The organism is Microbacterium saperdae (assembly GCF_006716345.1).
GTDB classification, from domain to species: Bacteria; Actinomycetota; Actinomycetes; order Actinomycetales; family Microbacteriaceae; genus Microbacterium; species Microbacterium saperdae.
In genome coordinates this window covers 184,269-206,956 of record NZ_VFOX01000002.1, presented here as the reverse complement: position 1 = coordinate 206,956, position 22,688 = coordinate 184,269, and the positions used below count along the sequence as shown (strand labels likewise).

The window sequence follows — 22,688 nt, the reverse complement described above, 5'->3', positions numbered from 1 at the left end:
AATGAGAGAGTACCGTTCGACAGAGTAAATTCGCTCACTAGATTTAGTAGGCGGATCTACATATCGAAAGGACGACGGTGTCTGTGAATCGAGTATGCGCGGTGCGACTGGTCGCCGGAGCGCTGGGGCTCACGCTGGTCGGGGCCGCCCTCACGAGCTGCGCAGCCGGCTCCGGAGCGGAGACCATCCGCTTCACCTTCAGCAAGCGCGAGGCGATCGGGTTCATGACCGAACTGGTCGCCGAGTACAACGCCTCCCAGGACGACGTGGAGGTCGTGATCGACACCTCCGGCGTCGACGTCGTCTCGGCGAGCTTCGTGCGGGGGAACCCGCCCGACATCATGCTCGCCAACTACAACTACGAGATCGCGCGCTTCGTGCAGCGCTGTGCGCTCACCGACCTCTCCGAGACGGACGCGGCCGCGACCATCCGCGACGACTTGCAGCCGCTCATGGACCAGTACGGCTCCTGCGCCGGGCGCACGAGCGCCCTGCCCTACTCGGTGATGGCGGCATCCGTCATCTACAACAAGGAGATCTTCGACGCCCAGGGGCTGGAGGTCCCGCAGACCTGGGACGAGCTGATCGCGGTCTGCGACCAGCTGAAGGACGCGGGCATCGATCCGTTCTATGGCACGTTCAAGGACGACTGGACAGTGGGGCAGGGCTGGTACGACTACACCGCCGGCGGCTCGGTCGACGTGATCGACTTCTTCGACGCGCTCGCCCAGGAAGGTACGGGGGTCGGCCCTGACTCGGAGGTCTCGTTCCAGAAGGACTTCGCCGAGCCCATGGACCGCATGATGCAGCTCGCCGACGAGTACACGAATCCGGATGCCGCGAGCCGCGGCTACGGCGACGGCAACCTCGCCTTCGCGAAGGGCGAGGCGGCCATGTACCTGCAGGGTCCGTGGGCGTTCAGCGAGATCGCGAAGACCGCGCCGGACCTCGAGCTCGGCACCTTCCCGTTGCCCATGACCGACGACCCCGCCGACCTCGGCGTGCGCGTCAACATGGACCTCGCGGCGATGATCCCCGAGGGCTCTCGTCATCAGGAGGCCGCCCGTGACTTCCTCGAGTACCTGTATCAGCCGGACCACATCCAGGAGTACAACACCTCCCAGCTCGGCTTCACCCCCACGAAGGATGCTCCCGCGCCGGACGACCCGCGCATCGAGGGAATGATCGAGTACTACGACAACGGGCAGATCTACCAAGGGCCGTCCGTGCTCGTCCCCAAGACGCTCCCGATCTTCAACTACGCGCAGGCCATGGTGCTCGGCGCGTCCACGACGTCCACCCTGCGCACCATGGATGCCGACTGGGCGAGGATCGCGTTCCGCGCTCCCCTCCCGTCGACCCAGGACACCGCATCGGGCGACGCATCCGCATCCGGCGAGACAGAGGAGTCCGCGCCATGACGAACACCGCACTGCCGAACCCGGCAACGTCCCGCATCACTAAGCCGAACACTCCGACGACCGACACCACGGCGATCGTCACGGGCGGGACGCGCAAGCTCGGTCGGCGCACGCGCCGGGTCGAGCCGATCTACTACCTGTTCCTGTTGCCGACGCTCGTGCTCTTCACCCTCGCGATCACGGTGCCTGGGGTCATGGGCATCTTCTTCAGCTTCACCGATTCGATCGGCATCGGCGAGTGGAGCTTCAACGGCCTCACGAACTACATCGCGATGTTCAGCGATCCGGCCATCCTGCAGAGCTACCTGTTCACGTTCGGCTTCTCGATCGCCACGGTGATCGTCGTGAACGTGGTCGCGTTCCTGCTGGCGGTCGGGCTGACCTCCCGCATCCGCTTCAAGACCGGATTGCGCACGGTCTTCGTGATCCCGATGGTCATCTCGGGCATCATCATCGCCTACGTCTTCAACTTCCTGTTCTCGAACTCGATCCCCGCCGCCGGCGCAGCGACCGGCATCCCCTGGCTGTCGACGAGCCTGCTCGCGAACCCCGACCTCGCGTGGGTCGCGATCGTGATCGTGACGGCATGGCAGGCCGTGCCCGGCACGCTGCTGATCTACATCGCCGGTCTCCTCTCGGTGCCGGGCGAGGTCTACGAGGCCGCCAGCATCGATGGGGCGAGCAAGACCCAGCAGTTGACGCGCATCACGCTTCCCCTCGTCGCGGGCTATGTGGTGATCAACGTCATCCTCGGATTCAAGGGTTTCCTCAACGCCTACGACATCATCGTCGGACTCACCAACGGCGGACCGGGAACCTCCACCCGCAGCGTCGCGATGACCATCATCGCGGGCTTCAACGGCGGCGACTACGCCTACCAGATGGCCAATGCGACGATCTTCTTCATCGTCGCCGTGCTCATCTCCCTGCTGCAGCTCTCGCTGACCCGCGGAAGGAACGCACTCTGATGTCGACGCAGACCATCACCACCGTCACCGCCTCCGGAAAGAAGCCGCGCATCCGCATGGAGCGCGTGAACTGGTCCGGCACCATCATCCTGATCCTGTGCGCCGTCACCGTGCTGCTGCCGCTGTACGTGACGATCTCGATGGCGTTCAAGACCACGGCGCAGGCCGTCGACGGCAACGCCTTCTCGCTGCCGGCACCGTTCAGCCTGGACGGATTCGTCGAGGCCTGGAACCTCACCAAGTTCCCGGTCGGCGCGGGCATCTCGCTGCTGGTCACCGCCGGCACCGTGGTCGCGACGATCGTGCTCGCCGCGTTCGCCTCCTACGCGATCGTGCGCAACTGGGACCGCAAGCTGTTCCGCTACTCGTTCTTCTACCTGCTCGCGGCGATGTTCATCCCGTTCCCCGTGGTCGCGCTGCCGCAGATCCAGCTCACCGGACGCGTCGGCCTCGACAACCCCTTCGGCGTCATCATCCTCGCCACGATGTTCCAGCTCAGCTTCAGCGTGCTGCTGTTCACGGCATTCCTGCGGTCGATCCCGCTGGAGCTGGAGGAGAGCGCGCGCATCGACGGCGCCACGACCTGGCAGACGTTCTGGCAGCTGATCTTCCCGCTGCTTGCGCCCATGAGCGCCACGGTCGGCATCTTCGCGTTCCTCTACGCCTGGAACGACTTCATGATGCCGTCGCTGATCATCTCGGATCCGGCGCTGCAGACGCTGCCGGTGCGGCAGAACCTCTTCCAGACCCAGTTCAGCAACAACTACAACGTGTCGTTCGCCTCGTACCTGATGGCGATGGCCCCGGCGATCCTGGCGTATCTGTTCACGCAGCGCTTCGTCATGGAGGGCGTCACGCAGGGCGCCGTCAAGGGCTGACCGGCGCACACGCACCAGACCGCAACAAGAAAAGGAGCACCACCCCTCATGACCGATGCGCTTCTCACCGAGTCCCACGAAGACGAGAAGACGGCGGCATGGTGGCGACAGGCCGCCGTGTACCAGATCTACCCCCGCAGCTTCGCCGACGCGAACGGCGACGGGCTGGGCGACATCCCCGGCATCCTCTCCCGCGTCGACTATCTCGCCGAGCTCGGGATCGACGCGGTCTGGCTCAGCCCGTTCTATCCCTCGGCGCTGGCCGACGGGGGATACGACGTGGCCGACTACCGCAACGTCGATCCGCGGCTGGGCACCCTCGACGACTTCGACGCGATGGTGACGGCGCTGCACGCCCGCAGCATCAACGTCGTCGTCGACATCGTGCCGAACCACACCTCCGACCTGCACGAGTGGTTCCAGGAGGCGCTCGCCGCCGGACGCGGTTCGGCGGCCCGCGAGCGGTACATCTTCCGCGAGGGCACGGGGCCCGACGGTGCCGAGCCGCCCACGGACTGGGTGTCGGTCTTCGGGGGCAGCGCCTGGGAGCGCGTCGAGGACGGGCAGTGGTATTTCCACAACTTCGCCGTCGAGCAGCCCGATCTGAACTGGGACCACCCCGAGGTGCGTGCCGATTTCCTGAAGACCCTGCGCTTCTGGTCCGACCGTGGCGTCGACGGGTTCCGCATCGACGTGGCCCACATGCTCACCAAGGACCTCAGCGAGCCGCTGCCCTCGCGGGCGGAGCTCGACGCGATGGATCGCACCTCGGGCACCCATCCGCTGCTCGACCGCGACGACGTGCACGAGATCTACGCCGAGTGGCGTGAGGTGTTCGACTCGTACGACCCGCCACGTACCGCCGTCGCGGAGGCCTGGGTCGAGACCCCCGAGCGGCGGGCGCGCTACGCCTCCGCCGAGGGGCTCGGCCAGGCGTTCAACTTCGACCTGCTGGTGGCGGACTTCGATGCCGGGCAGTTCCGGAGCATCATCGACGACAACCTGCAGCAGTCGCAGCGCACCGGCTCGTCGACGACCTGGGTGCTGTCGAACCACGACGTCACCCGGCACGCGACGCGCTACGGACTCGCGCCGCTGGAAGGACGCCCGGTCAAGCAGGGCACGGAATGGGTCATCGCCGGCGGCCCGGCGGATCAGCTCGACCGCGAGCAGGGTCTGCGTCGCGCGCGGGCGGCCTCGCTGCTGTTGTTCGGCCTCCCGGGCAGCGCCTACCTCTACCAGGGGGAGGAGCTCGGATTGCACGAGGTCGCCGAGATCACCCCGGAGCAGCGGCAGGACCCCGGGTTCTTCCGTCAGGCGGAGTTCGACGGATTCGGACGGGACGGATGCCGTGTGCCGCTGCCCTGGACTGCGGACGGCGTCTCGTTCGGATTCGGGGACGCCGAGGCGCATCTGCCGCAGCCGGACTGGTTCGCATCGGCCGCGGTCGACGTCGAGGCGGGGGACCCCTCGTCGACGCTGTCGCTGTATCGCGAGGCGCTGCGCCTGCGTCACGTGCTGCAGGCGGGCGAGCAGCTGGAGTGGATCGAGACGGGCCGTGCCGACGTGCTGCGCTTCACGCGGCCGAACGGCTGGCAGATCGTGACGAACTTCGGCGCCGAGCCGTTCGACCTGGGCGCGGATGCCGCCGACGCGGTGCTCTCCAGTGCCGCGCTGGACGGCTCCGCGCTGCCGGGAGACGCCACCGCCTGGATCGCTCCGGCCGGGCTGCTCGGCTGAGGTCGCTCGACGGAATCGGGCGAGAGGACGCAGATGGTCGCATCCGGGAGGGGTGCGGCCATCTGCGTCATCGCGAGTGTGGGGTGTGATCCTGATTTGATAATGGTTCTCATTAGCGTTTAGAGTGAGAGCATGAAGAAGCCCCTGATCGCTCTCGCCCTCGCATCCGTCGCCGCCCTGACGCTGGCCGGATGCTCCACCGCTCCCGCTGCGGGAGAGGGCGGCGATGACGGCACGATCACCGTCGTGGCGAGCACCAACGTGTACGGCGACATCGCGGCGCAGATCGGCGGAGACCGGGTCGACGTGACATCGATCATCTCGTCCGCGACGCAGGACCCGCACTCCTACGAGGCCACGGCGCGCGACCGGCTGACCGTGCAGAAGGCCGACCTCGTGATCGAGAACGGCGGCGGCTACGACGCGTTCATCGACACGCTGCTCGAAGACGCGAAGGATCCGCACCTGGTCACCGCCGTCGAGTACTCGCACGACTTCCCCGGCAACGAAGGCCACGAGGCGGAGGGCGACGAGGCCGACCACGATCATGACCACGCCGAGGATGCGGAGGGTCACGAGGGCCACAACCACATCGAGGGCTTCAACGAGCACGTCTGGTTCGACCCGCACACGATGATCCACGTCGTCGAGGCGATCGCCGATGAGCTGACCGAGATCGACCCCGACGGCAAGGCCGACTTCGAGGCGAACGCCGCCGCGCTCACCGCCGACCTGGAGGGCTTCGAAGCCGACCTCGCCGGTCTGCAGGCCGAGGCCGAAGGCGTCAACGTCTTCATCACCGAACCGCTTCCCGGCTACCTCGCCGCCGCGGCCGGTCTCACGGATGTCACCCCTGAGGGCTTCGCCGAGTCGGTCGAGGAGGGGACGGATGTCGCCCCCGCCGTGCTGCTCGAGGCGCTCACCGTGATCGACAGCGGAGAGGTCGGCGCGCTGCTCACGAACGCGCAGACCGGTGGCTCCGAGACCGAGCGCGTCGAGACCGCCGCGAAGGACGCCGGCATCCCCGTCGTCGCCTTCACGGAGCTGCTCGAGGACGGATCGTCGTACTCTGAGTGGATGAGTGACGCGATCCAGAGCCTCGCCGCCGCGATCCAGTCGTGAGCCGCCCTTCGTCTCCTCGCTCCGCTCGTCGCTCAGGGGACGGGCGCGAGCCTTCGCTTCCTGAGCGAGCGCAGCGAGACGAAGGGGCGAGCCCCGTCCTCGAGATCGCGAACGCGTCGCTGCACCGCGACGACCGCGAGCTCTGGTCGGGGCTCGACCTCACGGTGCAGCCCGGCGAGTTCATCGCCGTGCTCGGGCCGTCCGGCTCCGGCAAGACCACGCTGCTGCGCAGCATCCTGGGCCTGCAGCCGCTGTCCTCCGGCACGATCCGCGTCGCCGGCGAGCCCGTGCACCGAGGCAACTCGCGCATCGGGTACATCCCGCAGCAGCGCTCGCTCGCCCCGGACACCAGCATGCGCGCCCGCGACCTCGTGGCTCTCGGTGTGCAGGGCAGCCGTTTCGGCTTCCCGATCCCGCACCGCGGGGACCGCGCCAAGGTCGACCGGCTGCTCGAGGCCGTCGGAGCCGCGCACTATGCCGAGCGTCGGGTCGGGATGCTGTCCGGTGGCGAGCAGCAGCGGCTGAGGGTCGGACAGGCCCTGGCGGATGAGCCCTCGCTGCTGCTGTGCGACGAGCCGCTGTCGAACCTCGACCTCGCGAACCAGGTCGGCGTGACCGACATCATCGACCGCCAGCGCCGAGAGCGCGGTGCCGCGGTGCTGTTCGTCACGCACGACATCAACCCGATCCTCGGTCGCGTCGACCGCATCCTCTACATCGCGGGCGGCCGTTTCCTGCTGGGCACACCGGACGAGGTGCTGCAGACGCGGGTGCTCACCGAGCTCTACGGCACGCCTGTCTTCGTGCTCCGTGCCGGCGATCGCCTGGTCGTCGTCGGCGTGCCGGATGCGGAGCCCCACCACTTCCACGACGATGACCACGACCACGGAGGTGCCGCATGAACGTCCTGACCGGCATCGTCCCGATGGTTGACTGGAGTGACGTCTTCTCCTTCCAGGACTACGGCGAGCTCGTGGCCCTGCTCGCCAACTCGATCATCGCCGGCGCCGTGCTCGGCATCGTCGGCGGACTGATCGGCGTCTTCGTGATGCAGCGCGACCTCGCGTTCGCGGTGCACGGGGTGAGCGAGCTGTCGTTCGCCGGCGCCGCGGCCGCGCTCCTGTTCGGAGGCAGCGTGGTGGTCGGCTCGCTCGGCGGCGCACTGGTCGCCGCGATCCTGATCGGGCTGCTCGGCGCGAAGGCCCGCGACCGCAACTCCATCGTCGGTGTGCTCATGCCGTTCGGCCTCGGCCTCGGCATCCTGTTCCTGTCGCTGTACGACGGCCGCAGCGCGAACCGCTTCAGCCTGCTCACGGGGCAGATCGTCTCGGTCTCGAGCCCCGACCTCGGCTGGCTGATCGGCATCAGCGGTGTCGTGCTGGTCGGGCTGCTGGTGATGTGGAACCCGCTGCGGTTCGACTCGCTCGACCCGGAGTCCGCCGCCGCACGCGGAGTGCCGACCCGGGCCGTGAGCCTGCTGTTCATGGTGCTGCTCGGACTCATCGTCGCCGTCAGCGTGCACATCATCGGCGCGCTGCTGGTGATGGCACTGCTGGTGACGCCGGCGGCCGCCGCCATGCGGGTCACCGCCGGTCCGGTCGCGGTGCCCCTGTTGGCGGCGCTGTTCGGCTTCATCTCGGCCGTCGGCGGCATCCTGCTCGCCCTCGCCGGAACCCTCCCGGTCAGCCCGTACATCACCACGCTGTCGTTCACGATCTACGTGGTGTGCTGGCTCGTGCAGCGGTCACGCGCCCGCGTGCGGCGCGTGGCGGCGTGATCGCGGCTCCTCGGCGGGCCATCTGTTCCCAGCCCTCGGCAATGCCCGCCGCTTAGACTCTCGGTATGGCTCAGCGGAACACCTGGCAGCGCGAACGCGTGCGCGAAGCACTCGCCGACGCGCGCGGTTTCGTGAGCGCGCAGAGTCTGCACGCCTCGCTGCGCGATGACAACACCGGTATCGGACTCGCGACGGTGTACCGCGCGCTGGCCGGACTCGCGGCCTCGGGCGACGCCGACTCGCTGCAGAGCCCCGAGGGCGAGGCGCTGTATCGCGCCTGCACCACGCAGGGGCATCACCATCATCTGATCTGCCGTTCCTGCGGGCTGACCGTCGAGATCGAGGCGAAGGACGTCGAGCAGTGGGCGCATCGCACGGCGGCCCTGCATGGCTTCACGGACGCCGCGCACGTGGTCGACATCTTCGGACTGTGCACTCCCTGCGCCAACAAGCGTGACGCCGAGAGGGCTGCGACGGCGTGATCCTCCGGACAGACTCAGGGACCCGGCCTGGGGTGTCGCATTCCGGTCATTCGCATCGTCCCGCCGCATCCCCGCGTTCGCCCTGGATCGGTGTCGGACTCGGAGCGGTCGTCATCGCGGCGCTGTTCCTGATCGACCAGTTCCTCCCGACGCTGTTCCCCGCATCGTTGCCGACGCGCGCGCAGGACGGTCTGACCCTCGCGCTCAGCGTGCTGATCGAGGCGCTGCCCTTCGTGATCCTGGGTGTGATCCTGTCGATCGTCGTGCAGGTGTGGCTGCCGCCGGACGCGATCCAGCGCTGGTTGCCGAAGCGGGCCTGGGCACGGAGAGCTGTGCTGTCGCTGCTCGGCATGCTGATCCCGGTGTGCGAGTGCGGGAACGTGCCGTTCGCCCGCGGACTCATGATGCGCGGACTCGCTCCGGCCGAAGCGCTCACCTTCCTGATCGCGGCGCCGATCGTGAACCCGATCGTGATCCTCACCACTCATGCGGCCTTCGGCTGGGACGGCGGCATCCTGGTCGCCCGCCTGGTCGGCGGCTACCTGATCGCGAACCTCATCGGTTGGATCTACAGCCGTCACCCCTCGCCCGACGCCCTGCTCACGCAGCGCTTCGTCGAGACCTGCGACCGCGTCACGCACGAGCACGGGACCCCCGTGAAGCGCAGCCTGACGCAGTTCCTCGTCGAGCTGCGGGCGGTGATGCCGGCGCTGGTGATCGGTTCGGCGCTCGCCGGTGCCGTGCAGGTGCTCATCCCGCGCGACATGCTGCTGGCGATCGGGTCGAATCCGGTGCTGTCGATCGTCGCCATGATGGTGCTCGCGATGACCGTCGCGATCTGCTCGAACGTCGACGCCTTCTTCGCGCTGTCGTTCGCATCGACCTTCTCCTCGGGCGCGCTCGTCGCCTTCCTGCTGGTCGGACCTCTGGTCGACATCAAGATGCTCGCGCTCATGCGCACCACCTTCACCGGTCGCACGCTCGCCGGCATCGTGGGCATCGTCGTGACCGCCGCCTTCGCGATCGGGATCGGGGTGAACGTCCTTGTCTGAGCAGACGTCCTCCCGCGCTCGCGCGCTCGGCTCCCGGTGGCTGGGCGTCGGCCTCGCCGCGGTCATCGCCGTCGTCACCCTGGGCCTCGGGTTCACCGGCAGGCTCACCCTCTACATCAGCCCGGAATCGGTCTGGTTCGCATGCGCCGCCGCGTTCGTGACCCTCGCGGGTGCGATCTGGTCGTGCACGCTGCCCATCGGGGCGGAGGGCGACCACGGTCATGACCACGGAGACGCCGCAGATGCCGAGAGCGACGCGACGCCCGCGGTGTCGCGCCGTCGCACTCTCGCGGCGGTCGGCGCGGTGACCGGAGGCGTCGTCGCGACGGGTGTCGTCGCTGCGGCCCTCGTGCTGCCCCCGGCGTCGCTGTCGGTCGAGCTCGCGATGTCACGGGCGGGGGAGACGACAGCCCTGTTCGCCGGCGCCGACACGGTGTCGCTCGGCGTCGCCGACACCACGACCTTCGGCATCGGCGACTGGGCCAGCGTGTTCGCCACCGCGACCAACACGGCCGCCTATGACGGTGCCGACGTCACGCTCACCGGCTTCGTCACGCCGGGTTCCGGCTCGGACGGCGTGAACCTGACGCGCCTGGTCATCACGCACTGCGTGATCGACGCGCAGACCGCCATGCTCCCCGTCGAGGTCGACCCCGGCGAGTACAAGACCGGCCAGTGGGTCGAGATCACCGGAACCGTGCGCGCGGATGCCGACGGAGCCCTGCACATCGAGCCGAGCGACGTCGTCGCGATCGACGAGCCCGGAGACCCGTATGAGTACTGACGACGATCGCCCCGAAGTGCCCGCTGTACCGCAGACCCGTGCAGAGATGCGGGCTGCCCGGGAGGCCGCCGAGCAGGAGGAGGCCGAGCGGATCAGCCGCGCCGTCGCGCCGTCAGATCAGAGCGCACAGGGTGATGATGCGCCGGATGCCGGTTCCGACGGTTCGGCCGCGCGCGAAGCGGCTGCGCGTGAGGAGGCTGTGCGCCGTGCCGGTGACCGGGAGGTCGCGGAACAGGAAGCTGCCGCCCGGAAGATGGCCGCCTTCGAGGCCTCCGCTCGGGAAGATGTCGCAGCGACCGCGGTCCCCGCCATCCCTCTCGCTCCTGAGCCCGTGATCGTGGGGGCGCAGCCCGAAGCTCCCGATGCGGAGCCCGAGACCTCGGTGGCTGAGCCGGAGCCACCGGTGGCTGAGCCGGTCGACGTATCCCCGCCCCTGGGCGGATCCCGTTCGGCGCCGGAATCCGGTTCCGCGCAGTCGACACGCACGCTGCCGTCGCGTCGCTTCGTCCTCACTCTCGTCGCCGTGCTCGGCGTCCTCGTCCTGCTCGGCACGGGGCTCGGCATCCTCAGCCTGCTGCAGGGGCCGCGGGTGACGAACGTGCAGTCCGATGCCGCGCAGGCGATCGAGTCCTCCGGCAGCCGCGTCATCCTCACCGCTAACCAGTCGCTCGCCGCGATCGACGCCTCTCAGGTCACGGTCGAGCCGGCCGCACCGTTCACGGTCGATGCGTCCGGCCGGAGCGTCGGCATCCGCTTCACCGTCCCGCTCGACGACGACACGGAGTACACGATCCGCGTGTCCGACGTCGTCGGGGTCGGTGGGGGCCCGAAGACCGAGCTCAGCACCACCTTCACGACGCCCCCGGCCAGCATCTTCCTGCTGCGCCGCGATGTGGACGGCGACGACAAGATCTTCCGCACCGACCTCACGGGCGAGAAGGCGGTCCCCGTCTTCTCCGCCGACAAGATCAACGACTTCCGGGCGACGTCCACCCAGCTCGTGGTCGCGGTCGAGGAGAAGGAGGGGTCGACGCTGCTGGTGATGAACCGCGACGGTTCGGAACCGCGTGAGCTCGAACTGCCGGGAGTCGGCAACGTCCGGGCGGTCCAGGTGTCCGAACGCGGCGGACTCGTCGGCTACAGCTATTCCGACCGTGAGCTCAGCGACACCGAGGGACGAGCGAGCGTGCTGGTCACCCAGTCGCTGCAGGGCGACGACGAACCGCAGGTGATCGAGGTCGCCGACAAGGAGGCCAGCGTCTTCGCCTGGCAGTTCGTGCCCGACAGTGCGGCGGTGCTGTTCATCGACTTCGACGGCGCGCTGTCTCTCGTCGACCGCTCGAGCGATGCCGGCGTGCAGTCCCTGGGGCTGGCGGCCAACATCCAAGGTGTCTCCCGCGGCACCTACACCGCGATCGTGGAGCGCCTCGACGGCACCGTCGTCGAGCTGAACCTCACCGACGGGTCGGAGGTTCCGCTCGCGGCATCCGATCCGGACTACGGCACGGCGACCACCATCACGCCGTTCCCCGGAGGAACGCTGCGGCACGTCGTCGCGCGTGACGAGAACGGCATCCCCTCCGGACAGGCGATCATCCGCGTCGATGACGACGGCACCGCGGAACCGCTCGTCGAGGTCGCGTCCACCGACTCGATCCTGCAGGCATGCGCGTCGCCGAGCGGCCAGTACGCGGCGGTCGTGATCGCGCCGGATCTGGCGAACAACGCCTACGACGAGATGTTGCTGCCGCTCCCGCAGAACATGGAGACGCACCTGATCGACCTGCGCACCGGCAAGGAGCTCGTCGCTCTCACGGGCTTCGACGTGTCGTGGTGCCAGACGGCTCCGCAGTTCTGACATGTCAGGGTCCGACGGTGCTCTCCGCCGCGCGGCCCGCGCGGACCTGAGCGGATCCGCTGTCGAGGTCGCCCCGCGGTTGCTCGGGGCCGAACTGCGCACGGTCGTCGACGGGCAGGACGGCGGTGCGGTCGAGGTGCGGCTGCGGATCACCGAGGTCGAGGCGTACCACGGCCAGGGCACCGGCGAGCTCGCCGACCCCGGTTCGCACGCGCGGATGGGCCGCACGAATCGCAACGCCACGATGTGGGGTGAGCCGGGGCATCTGTACGTGTACCTCAGTCACGGCATCCACTCCTGCGTGAACGTGGTGTGCGGACCGGAAGGGCAGGGCGACGGTGTGCTGCTGCGGGCGGGCGAGGTCGTCTTCGGCGAGGATGCCGCAGCGCGGCGCCGCGGTGCCACGCCGCCGCTCGGGGCCACGGTGCGGCGCGACCTGGCCCGCGGACCCGGTCGTCTCGGTCAGGCGGTGGGGCTGCGGCATCCGCTCCACGACGGGATCGACGCGATCACGGGGGAGGAGCTTCACGGGGCGCGCGCCGGACTCTGGCTCGGTGCCCCTGTGGAAGACGTGGCCTTCGGCCCTCGGGTGGGTGTCGCGGGGATCGCCGGAACGGATGCCTTCCCCTGGCGCTTCTGGATTCCGGGCGACCGCACGGTCTCGCCCTTCCGCTGGGGGCGGGGCGCTGCGGAGGCAGCGCGGGTGGCGCGCGACACGCCCGCTGCTCCGGCCATGCTAAACTGACTCCTTGTCTGCGCACACTCCTGTGCGCAGTTCGTGTGCTGTCGGGTCCTCGCGCTTGTCGAGGGGGCTGTGGCACGCAGACAAGGGATCTTGGGTGAGGCCGTCCGGCCTCACGGTATAGAAGGAGTCACCATCATGGCAGCAGTGTGCCAGGTGACCGGAGCTGTTCCCGGTTTCGGTCACAACGTCTCGCACTCGCACCGCCGGACGAAGCGCCGCTTCGACCCGAACGTGCAGAAGAAGACCTATTTCGTGCCGTCGCTCGGTCGTAAGATCACGATCAACGTGTCCGCCAAGGGCATCAAGACGATCGACGTCCGCGGTATCGAGAACGTGGTCAAGGACCTCCTCGCGAAGGGTGTGAAGCTCTAATGGCGAAGAAGGCTCAGGACGTACGTCCGATCATCAAGCTGCGTTCCACGGCAGGTACGGGATACACGTACGTGACCAAGAAGAACCGCCGCAACACCCCCGACCGCCTCGTGCTCAAGAAGTACGACCCGGTCATCCGTCAGCACGTCGAATTCCGAGAGGAGCGTTGATCAATGGCTAAGAAGAGCAAGATCGCTCGCAACGAGCAGCGCAAGGTCATCGTCGAGCGTTACGCAGAGCGTCGCGCAGAGCTGAAGAAGACCCTGGTCGACCCGAACGCCACCGACGAGGCCCGCGAGGCCGCACGTGTCGGCCTGCAGAAGCTGCCGCGCAACGCGTCGCCGGCTCGCGTGCGTTCGCGCGACGTCATCGACGGCCGCCCCCGCGGTGTCCTCACGAAGTTCGGCATCTCGCGTGTCCGCTTCCGTGACATGGCACACCGTGGCGAGCTGCCCGGCGTGACCAAGTCCAGCTGGTAAGTCTCAGCAGACAGTCGAAAGGGGCGAGGATCTTCGGATCCTCGCCCCTTTCGCGTACCCGGGGTGGGTGTTGCCGCGGGTCGAGCCTCGCGGCGCGAAGGAGATCTCCGGCGATGAAGGGCGCGTGGGGGAATTCGCTCCTTCATTTCGAGCGATCTCCGTCATAACGTGCGGGGGAGTCGCGGGTGCCACTTCGCCTGCACGTCAGAGTGCGAAGAAGTACCTCTGCACACTCACCGCGACGAGGGGCCGTCGCGCTTCGTCGTCGCGCCATCATCATTCGATGGATCCTGTCGGAGAACTGCATCATCGTGGGGGAGTCGCGCGCGTGAGCGCCCTTCGAGAATCCGGGGTGAGCGCGTATTCACTCCGGCGTTCGAAGGAGCGGGGCGAGATCCGGACGGTGCGTCAGGGGTGGGTGGCGCTGCCGGATGCCGACCCGCAGGTCGTCGGAGCGGTGGCGCGTGGCGTCGTCCTCAGTTGCGTCACGGCGGCGGAGAGGGAGGGACTGTGGGTGCCGGAGAAGCTCCCGCTGCATGTCGCCGCCTCGCCGAATGCCGCCAGAATCGCGGTGCCGTCGCAGGTCGTCGTTCATTGGGCCAGACCGATCATGCCGCGTCCGCCGGATGCGACGGTCGACGGACTGGTGAATGCGCTCGTCTTGATCGCACAATGCCAACCGTTCGAGTCGGCGCTGGTCATATGGGAGTCGGCGATGAACAAAGGGCTCGTCGACGCGCCGCGGCTCCGCTGCCTTGATCTGCCGGCGCCGGCTCGCGAAATCCTCGCGAGGGCGCGGCCGTTCGCCGACTCCGGGTTGGAGTCGATCTTCATCTCCCGCCTGCGATGGATGGGGCTTCGGATGCTGCCCCAGGCGTGGATCCTCGACAGGCGGGTCGATCTGCTGATCGGGGAGCGGCTGGTCGTCCAGATAGACGGGGCGACACACACCGGTGCGCAACGCACTCGCGACATCGCGCACGATGCGCAGCTGCTGCTGCGCGGCTACCACCCCTTGCGTTTCAGCTACGAGCAGGTCATGGAGCGTTGGCATGACGTGCAGGCCGTGATCATGGAGGCGGTTGCCCAGGGCAAGCACCTCGCGTGACCGGCTGTCCTCGCGCGCAATGAAGGAGATCTCACGATATGCAGGAGCGAATACCGCATCCGCTCCTGCATATCGTGAGATCTCCTTCACGTTGGTCGTGTGCCCGAACCCGCGCCCCGACCGCCACCGCGCATCAGGCCGCGGGAGTGGCGGATGCCGTGGCGTGCGAGACGGCCCAGCCGAGGGCGTCGTCGGCGATCTGCTCCCAGCCGTCCTGGCTGACGAGGCGGTGGGTGCGGCCGGCGTATTCCTTGCGTTCGACGATGGCGGGGCTGCCGGACGAGCGGTACTTCTTCTCGATCGCGCGCACGATGGTCGGCGGCACGACGTGGTCGATCTCGCCGGCGATCAACAGCAGCGGGGCGCGGTCCGTGCGGGCGTAGTCGACGTGTGTCACGCCACCCTTCTCGTCGAGCACCGATGTGACGCCTTCGAAGAAGACCCGGTTGTACGAGTTGACCGCGTACTCCTCCCACAGGGCGTCGGATGCCGCGCGAGGCAGATCGTTGCCGAAGGTGAAGTGGAAGTGGCGCTTCGACAGCGGCTTCGCGCCGTTGCGGCCGAACGGGTTCGACAGGATCGGGGCGCCGGTCCAGAGGGTCGACAGGGGGAGGGCGGTGACGCCGGCGGTCTGCCCGGGGGCGACTCCCACGTAGGCGACACCGAGGCCGCGGTCGGCGAGCATCTGCGTGATGACGCCACCGAAGGAGTGGCCCATGATGATCGGCTTCACGGGGAGGGCGCGGATGATGCGCTCGTAGTGATCGGTGATCTGCTTCAGGCCGATGCCCTTGAGTGCGGAGGGATCGCGGCGGATGTCGGCGACGGTGCGGTCGTCGATGCCGGGCCAGCCCGGGACGATGACCTCATGGCCCTGGGCGCGGAAGCGCTCGGCCCAGGTGTCCCAGCTGGTGGGGGTCATCCAGAGTCCGTGGATGAGGACGATGGGGGTCTTGGCGGTGGTGCTCATGATCTTCTTCTCTCTGTTCGACCCGGGCGATGTGCCCCGAGGGGGAGTGCGTTGCACTGATAGTAGACCGAACGTTCTATCTACCGCAACCTATTCCCGAAAATCGAGATCCATCAGGCGACGGGCCTCAGACCGTCGCGCCGTAGGGATCCCGGAGCCGGGTGATCAGGTCCACGATCAGGTTCACCCCCACGAACACCACCGCGCTGAAGAGCGTGATCCCCACGATCACGGGGAAGTCGCCCGAGACCGCCGCCGTGTACGCGGCCCGGCCGATGCCGTCGAGCCCGAAGATCGTCTCGGTGACGATCGCTCCGCCGAGGATCGCGGCGAACTCCAGGCCGCCGAGCGTGATCACGGGGTTGAGCGCCGCGCGCAGGCCGTGGTCGAACAGCACCCGCCGTTCGGGCACGCCCTTGGCCCGGGCGGTGCGGATGTAGTCGGCGCCCAGCACTTCGAGCATGCTCGAGCGCACCACGCGCTGGAAGGTGGCGACCTCGACGATCAGCAGGGTGAGCCAGGGCAGGGCGAGGTGCCGCGCCCACTCCCAGGGGTTCTCCGTGAGGGGCACGTAGCCGCCGCCGGGGAAGATCCGGATACCGGCGAGCGACAGCTGGTAGTACAGCACGTACAACAGCAGGACCCCGCCGAGGAAGGTCGGGATCGACAGGCCGATGAAGGCCCCGACCGAGGTGACGGCATCGAACAGGCGACCGGGCCGCCGCGCCGCGAGCACCCCCAGCAGCAACGACAGCAGCACCCACAGCACGAGCGCTCCGATCGCGAGCGATGCCGTGACCGGGAGCTTCTCGAGGATCAGGTCGGTGACGGGTCGCGACTGCACGAACGAGTGGCCGAGCGACGGTGGCCAGTTCACGAGCCCGGTCGGGGTGCCCTGGATCTCCGGCCCGCGCACGAGGTAGTACCAGAGCTGTACGAACCACGGTTCGTCGAGGTGGTACTGGGCGGAGATCGCCGCGACCGTGTCGGGCGAGGCGTTGCGGGGAGCGAGCGTGAGGGCCGGGTTGCGGTAGGCGAGCCGGGTGAGCAGGAACGTGAGCACGAACACGGCGACGAGCGTCAGCAGGGCGCGGCCCGTGCGGGAGAAGGTCTGGAGCATGGCGGTCAGCGACTCCGAGCGGGATCGAGGGCGTTCTGGAGCCCCGAGCTGAGCAGGTTGAATCCGAGCACCGTGACGATGAGGAAGAGTCCGGGGCCGAGCAGCATCCAGGGCTGGCTCTGGAACAGGGCGGATGCCTGGGCGTCGGCGATCATGTTGCCCCAGCTCGGAGTCGGCGGGACCACTCCGACTCCGAGGAACGAGAGCGTCGCCTCACCCACGATGTTCAGCGGCAGCTGCACGCCCCAGTAGACGATCGCGATGGGCAGCACGTTCGGGATGATCTCCCGGCGGATGATGCGGGCGCGGGATGCACCGACGGCCTCGGCCGCCTCGACGAAGGGCCGCCGCCGGAGTTCGATGACCTGTCCGCGCACGATGCGGGCGAAGAACGTCCACGAGAACAGGGCGATCACGACCACGACGACCGTGACCGGCGGGACGATCGGCTGGCCGTTCTCGCCGCGATTCAGGATCACGAGGCAGAGGGCGGTCACCAGGAACGGGAACGAGAGCGTCACGTCGATGAGCAGCGAGATCACGGCATCCGCACGGCCGCCGAAGTACCCGGCGATCAGGCCCAGCGTCGTGCCGACCAGCAGTGCCAGCGTCGTGGCGGGGATGCCGACCGCGAGCGACACCTGGGCGCCGGTCACGGCGCGGATGAACACGTCACGGCCCGACCCGTCGGCACCGAACCAGAACGAGGAGTTCGGACCGACCGGGATGCCGAAGCCGTCGACGGCCTGGTCGCGGAACTGATCGGTCGGCCCGTGCCCTGTGATGGCCACGAAGACCGGGGCGAGCAGCGCGAGCAGTACGACCACGCCGACGATCGAGGCTCCGGCGATCACGAGCCGCTCCTTCGCGAGGGCGCGGGCGAAGCTGCGCCACGGCCCCTCGGTCGCGGGCGATACGGCGCCGTGCTCCCCGGCGTGCGCGGGGTCGACGGTGATGCGAAGACTCATGCGGACACCTCGGAGGGGTCGATGATCCCGCGTCCGGGGATCGCGGCGATCAGCGCACGCGTGTACTCGTGCTGGGGATTCTGGAACACCTCGGCCGTGTCGCCGGTCTCGACGATGCGCCCCTCGGAGAGCACGACCACGCGGTCGCACAGCTCGGCGACGATGCCGAGATCATGGGAGATGAACAGGATGCTGACGCCGCGGGTGAGGCGCAGGTCGCGCAGCAGTTCGACGATCTGGCGCTGGGTCGTGACGTCGAGCGCTGACACGGGTTCGTCGGCGACGAGCAGCGAGGGATTCAGGGCGAGCGCCCGGGCGATCGCCACCCGCTGCCGCTGACCGCCCGAGAGCTGCGCCGGGTACCGGTTCGCGAAGGTGCGGGGGAGGCGCACGGCGTCGAGCAGGTCATCCACTGCGGCCCTGATGCCATCCGCCGTCACCCGCCGGTGCACGCGCAGGGGCTCGGCGAGGATGTCGGTGATGCGGTGCCGCGGGTTGAGGCTGCCCAGCGGGTCCTGGAAGATCGTCTGCACACACGCGCGCGCTGCGCGAGCGTGAGCGGCAGGCGCCCGCGCCCCGGTGTGTTGACGGCCTCATCCGCGACACGGACCTCGCCGCCGTCGATGCGCACGACGCCCGCGAGAGTGCGGCCGATCGTCGACTTCCCGGATCCGGACTCGCCGACCAACCCGAGGATCTCGCCGGTGCGCACGGGGAGGTCGATGTCGTGCAGCACCGGTCGGGAGCGCTTCCTCCCCCGCACGCGGGACACATACGTCTGGCTCACGGCGCGGAGCTCGGCGATCGGCTCGTCCGTGATCGCGCCGGATGGAGGCGCGACCGGCAACCGGTGCTCCGCTGCGGCGAGCAGTTCAGCCGTGTAGGGATGCGCCGGCGCGTCGAGCACGTCGGCGAGGCGACCGGACTCCACGACGTGGCCGTCGCGCATCACGACCACATCGTCCGCGAAATCGGAGACCACGGCGAGGTCGTGGCTGACGAACACGATCGCCGTGCCGTGCTCGCGCTGCAGGCGGCCGAGCAATTCGAGGATGGACGCCTGCATCGTGACATCCAGCGCCGTGGTGGGTTCATCCGCGATCAGCAGACCAGGGCGCAACGCGATCGCCGAGGCGATGCCGATGCGCTGACGTTGACCGCCCGAGAACAGGGCTGGAGGGTCGTCGAGCCGTGAAGCCGCATCGCGGATGCCGACCTCTTCGAGCAGCTCCACGACGCGATCGCGAAGGACACGAGAGGAGATCCGCTCGTGGGAGGAGATCGCCTCGGCGACCTGCGCCCCGATGCTCTTGAGCGGATGCAGGCTCGTCAAAGGCTCCTGGAACACGAACCCGATGTCGCGTCCGCGCACCGTGCGCAGCTGCGGATCCGCCAGCCCGACGAGCTCGCGTCCGGCGTATCGTGCACTGCCGCTGACCCGTGCCCGGGGAGAGAGCAGACCGGTCGCAGCGAGCAAGGAGACCGACTTGCCCGAGCCCGACTCTCCGACGATCGCGAGGGTGCGACCCTGGTCCACCGCGAGGGAGACGCCGTGGACGACCTCGGTGACGGCTCGTCCTGCCGTGAAGCCGACACGGAGGTCGTCGAGTTCGAACACGCTCATGGGATTCCCTTTCGGAACGGAGGGGGGAGAGGGGCGGCGGTGTGCAGGCCGCCGCCCCTCTCGGTCACTGCCGGACGGCGAGACCTGTCGGGTCGGCGCCCGTGGCGAGGTTGGACCACTGGAAGTAGGTCACGTCGTCGCTCACGATGACGATGCGGTTGCGCTCGTACACCGGCACCCAGGCGAGATCGGTCGATGCCACCTTGTCGGCCTCGGCCCAGATGGGACCCGGGTCCTCCGAGGCGAAGGCTTCGGAGGCGAGCGCGTTGAGCTCCGGATTGTCGTAGCAGATGCCGTACACGTTGCCGGCGCCGCAGGGTGCAGCGTCCGAGTTCAGCCAGCCGCCGAGGATCATGCGGGTCGAGTCGCCCTGCCAGTCCGGCGCGTAGACCAGGTTCGCGATGATGTCCCACTGCGCGGAGCGGGAATCGTCCTGGAGGAACGCGTGGAAGTCGGCGGGCGGGACCGGCAGCAGGTTCAGCGTGATCCCCGCGGCGGCGAGATCCTCCTGCAGCGTGGTCGCCTCCTTCTCGGCATCCTCGTTGGTGCGGTACGCGACGTTCAGCGTGACACCGTCGGGGTATCCGGCCTCGGTGAGCAGCTCCTTGGCCTTGTCGACGTCTCCGCGGCTTCCCTCGGTGGCGTACGGGTCGAACTTCTCGTATCCCAGCAGCGTGCTGGTGATGATCTGGCCGCTGGGGCTGCCCGTCGCCTCACCGCCACGGTTCTGCACCAGGTTCTCCTTGTTCACCGCGTAGGCGATCGCCTGGCGGACACGGATGTCCTGGATGGCCTCCTGGCCGGGGCTCTGCGGCTCACGGAAGTTGAAGCCGATCGAGCTCAGCGAGCCGGACGGCGACGAGAAGATGTACGGACTCTTCTGCGACACGTACTGCTGGATCGTCGAGATCGGCGGGATGTCGACGTTCAGTGCGAGGTCCGCGTCTCCGGTCTCGATGCGCTGCAGCGCGGTCGCTGCGGAGTCGGCGGTGGTGTCGACGACGATCCTGTCGACGAAGTTGTGGCGGGGATCGGTGCTGCCGTCGTACTCGGGATCCTTCTCGAGCACCACCTTCTGGTTCGGCACGTACTCGGTCACCGCGTAGGCGCCGGACGAGGCGATGTTCTGGCGGTACTCGAGTGAGTCGCCGACGTACTGCGACACGATCTCCTCGGGCTGCGGCGAGACGAAGCCCATCGACAGGATGCCGAGGAAGTCGTAGGCCGGCTGCGTGAGGGTGAACTGCAGCGTCTTGTCGTCGAGCGCCTTCACGCCCTCGATGTCGTGCGTGTCCTGGTACTCCTTCGCCGCGGCCAGGTCACCGGGAGCGATCTCCTGGAATCCGGCGGCGAACTCCTCGAAGCCCACGATGGCGCTGTTGAAGTAGTTGATCGCCGCGACCTGCTTGTTCGGGTCGGGGAAGCGCTTGATCTGGTAGACGAAGTCCTCGGCCGTGATCGCACGGTCGGTGGAGCCGCGGTACGAGATCCCGTCCTTCAGGGTGAACGTGTAGGTGAGCCGGTCGTCGCTGACCTCCCAGCTCTCGGCGAGGTCGGGGACGAGTTCGGTGTCGGCCGCGATGGACTCGGCGCTGCCGGGGTAGGTCACCAGCTGGCGCTGCGTCGCACGGAGCAGGCCCCAGTCGTCGACGGCGTAGGCGTTGAGCGGGTCGAGCGCCGAGAAGTCACCGACGGCGACGATGTCGAGCGTGCCGCCGGGAGTGGCGCTGTCGACGTCGGTGAGGTCGGTGTCCGCGGCGGGACCGCCCGCGGTCGAGCAGGCGGCGAGGGCGACGGCGACGACGCCGATGAGGGCGCCGGCCACCAGTCGCCGACGGGGGCGTGAGGGCAGGGTCATGAGTTCTCCAGGGGGTGGCGCCGGGATGGGCGCAGGTGTCGGGCCCCGCGAGCGCGGGTTCTGCGGTCAGTGTGGAAGAAGCGCGGGTGGCCGCGCGTCGTGGATGACACGGCGCGACACAGCCCGTCTCGGTTCGTCACGCACCGCCATGCGGGGATATCCCCGCAGCCGGCAGCAGTGGGCGAGAGCGGTGTCAGGCGTCGAGGCGGAACGCCGCGGAGCCGCCGCTGATCTCGTATCCGAGGCGGTGGTACACGCGGTTCGCAGCGTCGTTGACGGTGTCGACACCGAGCGAGGCGGCCGCGTAGCCGCGCTCGACGGCCCGCGACAGGTGGGCCCGGATGGCCGCTTCGGCCACGCCGCGCCGCCGCCACTCGGGCAGCACGCCGATGTAGTCGGCATGGGCCTGGCTCTCCCGCACGCCGCTGCTGTCATCCGTGTAGCGGGAGGCGAGCAGGGCGCCGACGACCGTCGGCACCGCCTGGTCGTCCGCCAGCACGGCCACCGAGAGCTCCGGTGCGAAGATCGGTCCGCGCAGGTGATGCTCCCAGGCGCTGGGCGACTTGCTCAGTCCGCCGAAGTGCTCGAGGAACGAGACGTACTGCACGTGGCGCACCTGCTCGGTGAGCCCGAGGTCGAACACCTCGTCCCAGCCGATCGTGGTCAGGCCCGGCGTCTCGGGTGCCTTCCGATCCGCCGGGGTGAGCGGGCGACGACGTGCGTGGAACCGGCGCTCCTCGGTGAATCCGTGCGCGGCGGCCGCACGCAGCGCCGCATCATGGGCCCGCGACTCGAACACCCGCAGGTGGCCGACCCCTGCGGCGTGCGGCCGGTGCAGGTGGAAGGCCTCGACGATGTGGCTCCACAGCAGCCCGGCGGAGCCATCCGAGATCTCGCGCGCGTGGACGACATTCGCGTGCCAGCCGGGCGCTCCGGGAACCTGCGGTGCGAACAACGCGGCGTACCCGGCGATCTCGTGCCCGGCGCGGAGCACGACAGCGGTGCCGGGCACGTGGCCGGCGATGCCGTCTCCGACGCCGACATCCGAGGTGGGGAACTTGCGCCCGCCCGGCAGCAGCGTGCGCGCGTGGAAGTCGACCAGGTCGTCGAGCAGCCGATCCGTGTACGGCACGAGCGCAGCGGTCGGCGCCGCCTGATCGGACCGTCTCACGGAGAGGTCCGCCGTGGTCTGTGCTGTCGTGGTCATACGCACCTCCGGGGATGAGGGCGATCCGGTATCCGCCGCCCTGGACCATCAGTGTGCGCATCGCCGCGCTCCCCCGTCATCCCGAGTGACACCGCCCGTAGCGGAGTGTCGTCCGGCGTCGTGGAGCGTCATCCTCCGACATCTGCACGGGAGCC

23 protein-coding genes are annotated in these 22,688 nt (G+C 68.7%); 16 read left to right on the top strand and 7 right to left on the bottom strand.

Annotation, left to right across the window (positions count from 1 at the left end):
• Nucleotides 1–77 precede the first annotated feature (77 nt).
• From FB560_RS15570 to FB560_RS15495, 16 genes are all read left to right on the top strand, one after another.
• Nucleotides 78–1,421 (top strand): ABC transporter substrate-binding protein, encoded by a 1,344-nt coding sequence (locus tag FB560_RS15570; RefSeq protein WP_229672863.1) that lies wholly within the window; start codon nt 78–80, stop codon nt 1,419–1,421.
• Nucleotides 1,418–2,389: a carbohydrate ABC transporter permease gene (locus FB560_RS15565; RefSeq protein ID WP_229672861.1), complete on the top strand. Its 972-nt coding sequence runs from the start codon at nt 1,418–1,420 to the stop codon at nt 2,387–2,389. The genes FB560_RS15570 and FB560_RS15565 overlap by 4 nt, the downstream gene beginning before the upstream one ends.
• Complete coding sequence (locus tag FB560_RS15560) at nt 2,389–3,267, top strand: carbohydrate ABC transporter permease (protein WP_141873434.1); 879 nt, start codon at nt 2,389–2,391, stop codon at nt 3,265–3,267. Before FB560_RS15565 ends, FB560_RS15560 begins: the two co-directional genes overlap by 1 nt.
• A gap of 48 nt (nt 3,268–3,315) precedes the next feature.
• Nucleotides 3,316–5,007, top strand: a complete 1,692-nt coding sequence (locus tag FB560_RS15555; protein ID WP_141873433.1) for a glycoside hydrolase family 13 protein — start codon at nt 3,316–3,318, stop codon at nt 5,005–5,007.
• A 132-nt stretch (nt 5,008–5,139) separates the two neighbouring features.
• Entirely contained in the window at nt 5,140–6,129 is a 990-nt protein-coding gene (locus tag FB560_RS15550; RefSeq protein ID WP_141873432.1) for a metal ABC transporter solute-binding protein, Zn/Mn family, read from the top strand.
• A 104-nt stretch (nt 6,130–6,233) separates the two neighbouring features.
• A complete protein-coding gene (locus tag FB560_RS15545) occupies nt 6,234–7,031 on the top strand; it encodes a metal ABC transporter ATP-binding protein (RefSeq protein WP_141874572.1) in 798 nt (265 codons plus the stop codon).
• A gap of 23 nt (nt 7,032–7,054) precedes the next feature.
• Nucleotides 7,055–7,906 carry a metal ABC transporter permease gene (locus tag FB560_RS15540; RefSeq protein ID WP_141874571.1) on the top strand — a complete coding sequence of 284 codons (852 nt, stop codon included), beginning with the start codon at nt 7,055–7,057 and terminating at the stop codon, nt 7,904–7,906.
• Between the two features lie 65 nt (nt 7,907–7,971).
• Nucleotides 7,972–8,388, top strand: coding sequence for a Fur family transcriptional regulator (locus FB560_RS15535; protein WP_141873431.1), 417 nt, complete (start codon nt 7,972–7,974; stop codon nt 8,386–8,388).
• A 32-nt stretch (nt 8,389–8,420) separates the two neighbouring features.
• Nucleotides 8,421–9,440 (top strand): permease, encoded by a 1,020-nt coding sequence (locus FB560_RS15530; RefSeq protein ID WP_141873430.1) that lies wholly within the window; start codon nt 8,421–8,423, stop codon nt 9,438–9,440.
• A complete protein-coding gene (locus FB560_RS15525) occupies nt 9,433–10,224 on the top strand; it encodes a TIGR03943 family putative permease subunit (RefSeq protein ID WP_141873429.1) in 792 nt (263 codons plus the stop codon). Before FB560_RS15530 ends, FB560_RS15525 begins: the two co-directional genes overlap by 8 nt.
• Entirely contained in the window at nt 10,214–12,082 is a 1,869-nt protein-coding gene (locus FB560_RS15520; RefSeq protein ID WP_229672857.1) for a hypothetical protein, read from the top strand. The genes FB560_RS15525 and FB560_RS15520 overlap by 11 nt, the downstream gene beginning before the upstream one ends.
• 1 nt (nt 12,083) lies before the next feature.
• On the top strand, nt 12,084–12,827 hold the full coding sequence (locus FB560_RS15515) for a DNA-3-methyladenine glycosylase (RefSeq protein ID WP_141873428.1): 744 nt from the start codon (nt 12,084–12,086) through the stop codon (nt 12,825–12,827).
• A gap of 135 nt (nt 12,828–12,962) precedes the next feature.
• Nucleotides 12,963–13,199, top strand: coding sequence for a 50S ribosomal protein L28 (gene rpmB / locus FB560_RS15510; RefSeq protein ID WP_141873427.1), 237 nt, complete (start codon nt 12,963–12,965; stop codon nt 13,197–13,199).
• Complete coding sequence (gene rpmG / locus FB560_RS15505; RefSeq protein WP_017203558.1) at nt 13,199–13,369, top strand: 50S ribosomal protein L33; 171 nt, start codon at nt 13,199–13,201, stop codon at nt 13,367–13,369. Before rpmB ends, rpmG begins: the two co-directional genes overlap by 1 nt.
• Nucleotides 13,370–13,372: 3 nt before the next feature.
• On the top strand, nt 13,373–13,678 hold the full coding sequence (rpsN, locus tag FB560_RS15500; protein WP_017829734.1) for a 30S ribosomal protein S14: 306 nt from the start codon (nt 13,373–13,375) through the stop codon (nt 13,676–13,678).
• Between the two features lie 418 nt (nt 13,679–14,096).
• Nucleotides 14,097–14,786, top strand: a complete 690-nt coding sequence (locus FB560_RS15495; RefSeq protein WP_233444109.1) for an endonuclease domain-containing protein — start codon at nt 14,097–14,099, stop codon at nt 14,784–14,786.
• 133 nt (nt 14,787–14,919) lie between these two features.
• Here FB560_RS15495 and FB560_RS15490 read toward each other — a convergent pair whose 3' ends face one another.
• The 7 genes from FB560_RS15490 to FB560_RS15465 form a co-directional block, all read right to left on the bottom strand.
• Nucleotides 14,920–15,756: an alpha/beta hydrolase gene (locus FB560_RS15490; protein ID WP_141873425.1), complete on the bottom strand. Its 837-nt coding sequence runs from the start codon at nt 15,754–15,756 to the stop codon at nt 14,920–14,922.
• Between the two features lie 127 nt (nt 15,757–15,883).
• A complete protein-coding gene (locus FB560_RS15485) occupies nt 15,884–16,876 on the bottom strand; it encodes an ABC transporter permease (protein ID WP_141873424.1) in 993 nt (330 codons plus the stop codon).
• Nucleotides 16,877–16,881: 5 nt separating this feature from the next.
• Nucleotides 16,882–17,844: an ABC transporter permease gene (locus FB560_RS15480; RefSeq protein WP_141873423.1), complete on the bottom strand. Its 963-nt coding sequence runs from the start codon at nt 17,842–17,844 to the stop codon at nt 16,882–16,884.
• Nucleotides 17,841–18,377: an ATP-binding cassette domain-containing protein gene (locus tag FB560_RS21065; RefSeq protein ID WP_211350010.1), complete on the bottom strand. Its 537-nt coding sequence runs from the start codon at nt 18,375–18,377 to the stop codon at nt 17,841–17,843. The genes FB560_RS15480 and FB560_RS21065 overlap by 4 nt, the downstream gene beginning before the upstream one ends.
• The gene (locus FB560_RS15475) at nt 18,281–19,468 is read right to left on the bottom strand and encodes an ATP-binding cassette domain-containing protein (protein WP_211350001.1); all 1,188 of its coding nucleotides are present in this window, start codon (nt 19,466–19,468) and stop codon (nt 18,281–18,283) included. Before FB560_RS15475 ends, FB560_RS21065 begins: the two co-directional genes overlap by 97 nt.
• 64 nt (nt 19,469–19,532) lie before the next feature.
• Complete coding sequence (locus FB560_RS15470) at nt 19,533–21,326, bottom strand: ABC transporter substrate-binding protein (protein ID WP_141873422.1); 1,794 nt, start codon at nt 21,324–21,326, stop codon at nt 19,533–19,535.
• 193 nt (nt 21,327–21,519) lie between these two features.
• Entirely contained in the window at nt 21,520–22,533 is a 1,014-nt protein-coding gene (locus FB560_RS15465; protein ID WP_141873421.1) for a GNAT family N-acetyltransferase, read from the bottom strand.
• Nucleotides 22,534–22,688 lie beyond the last annotated feature (155 nt).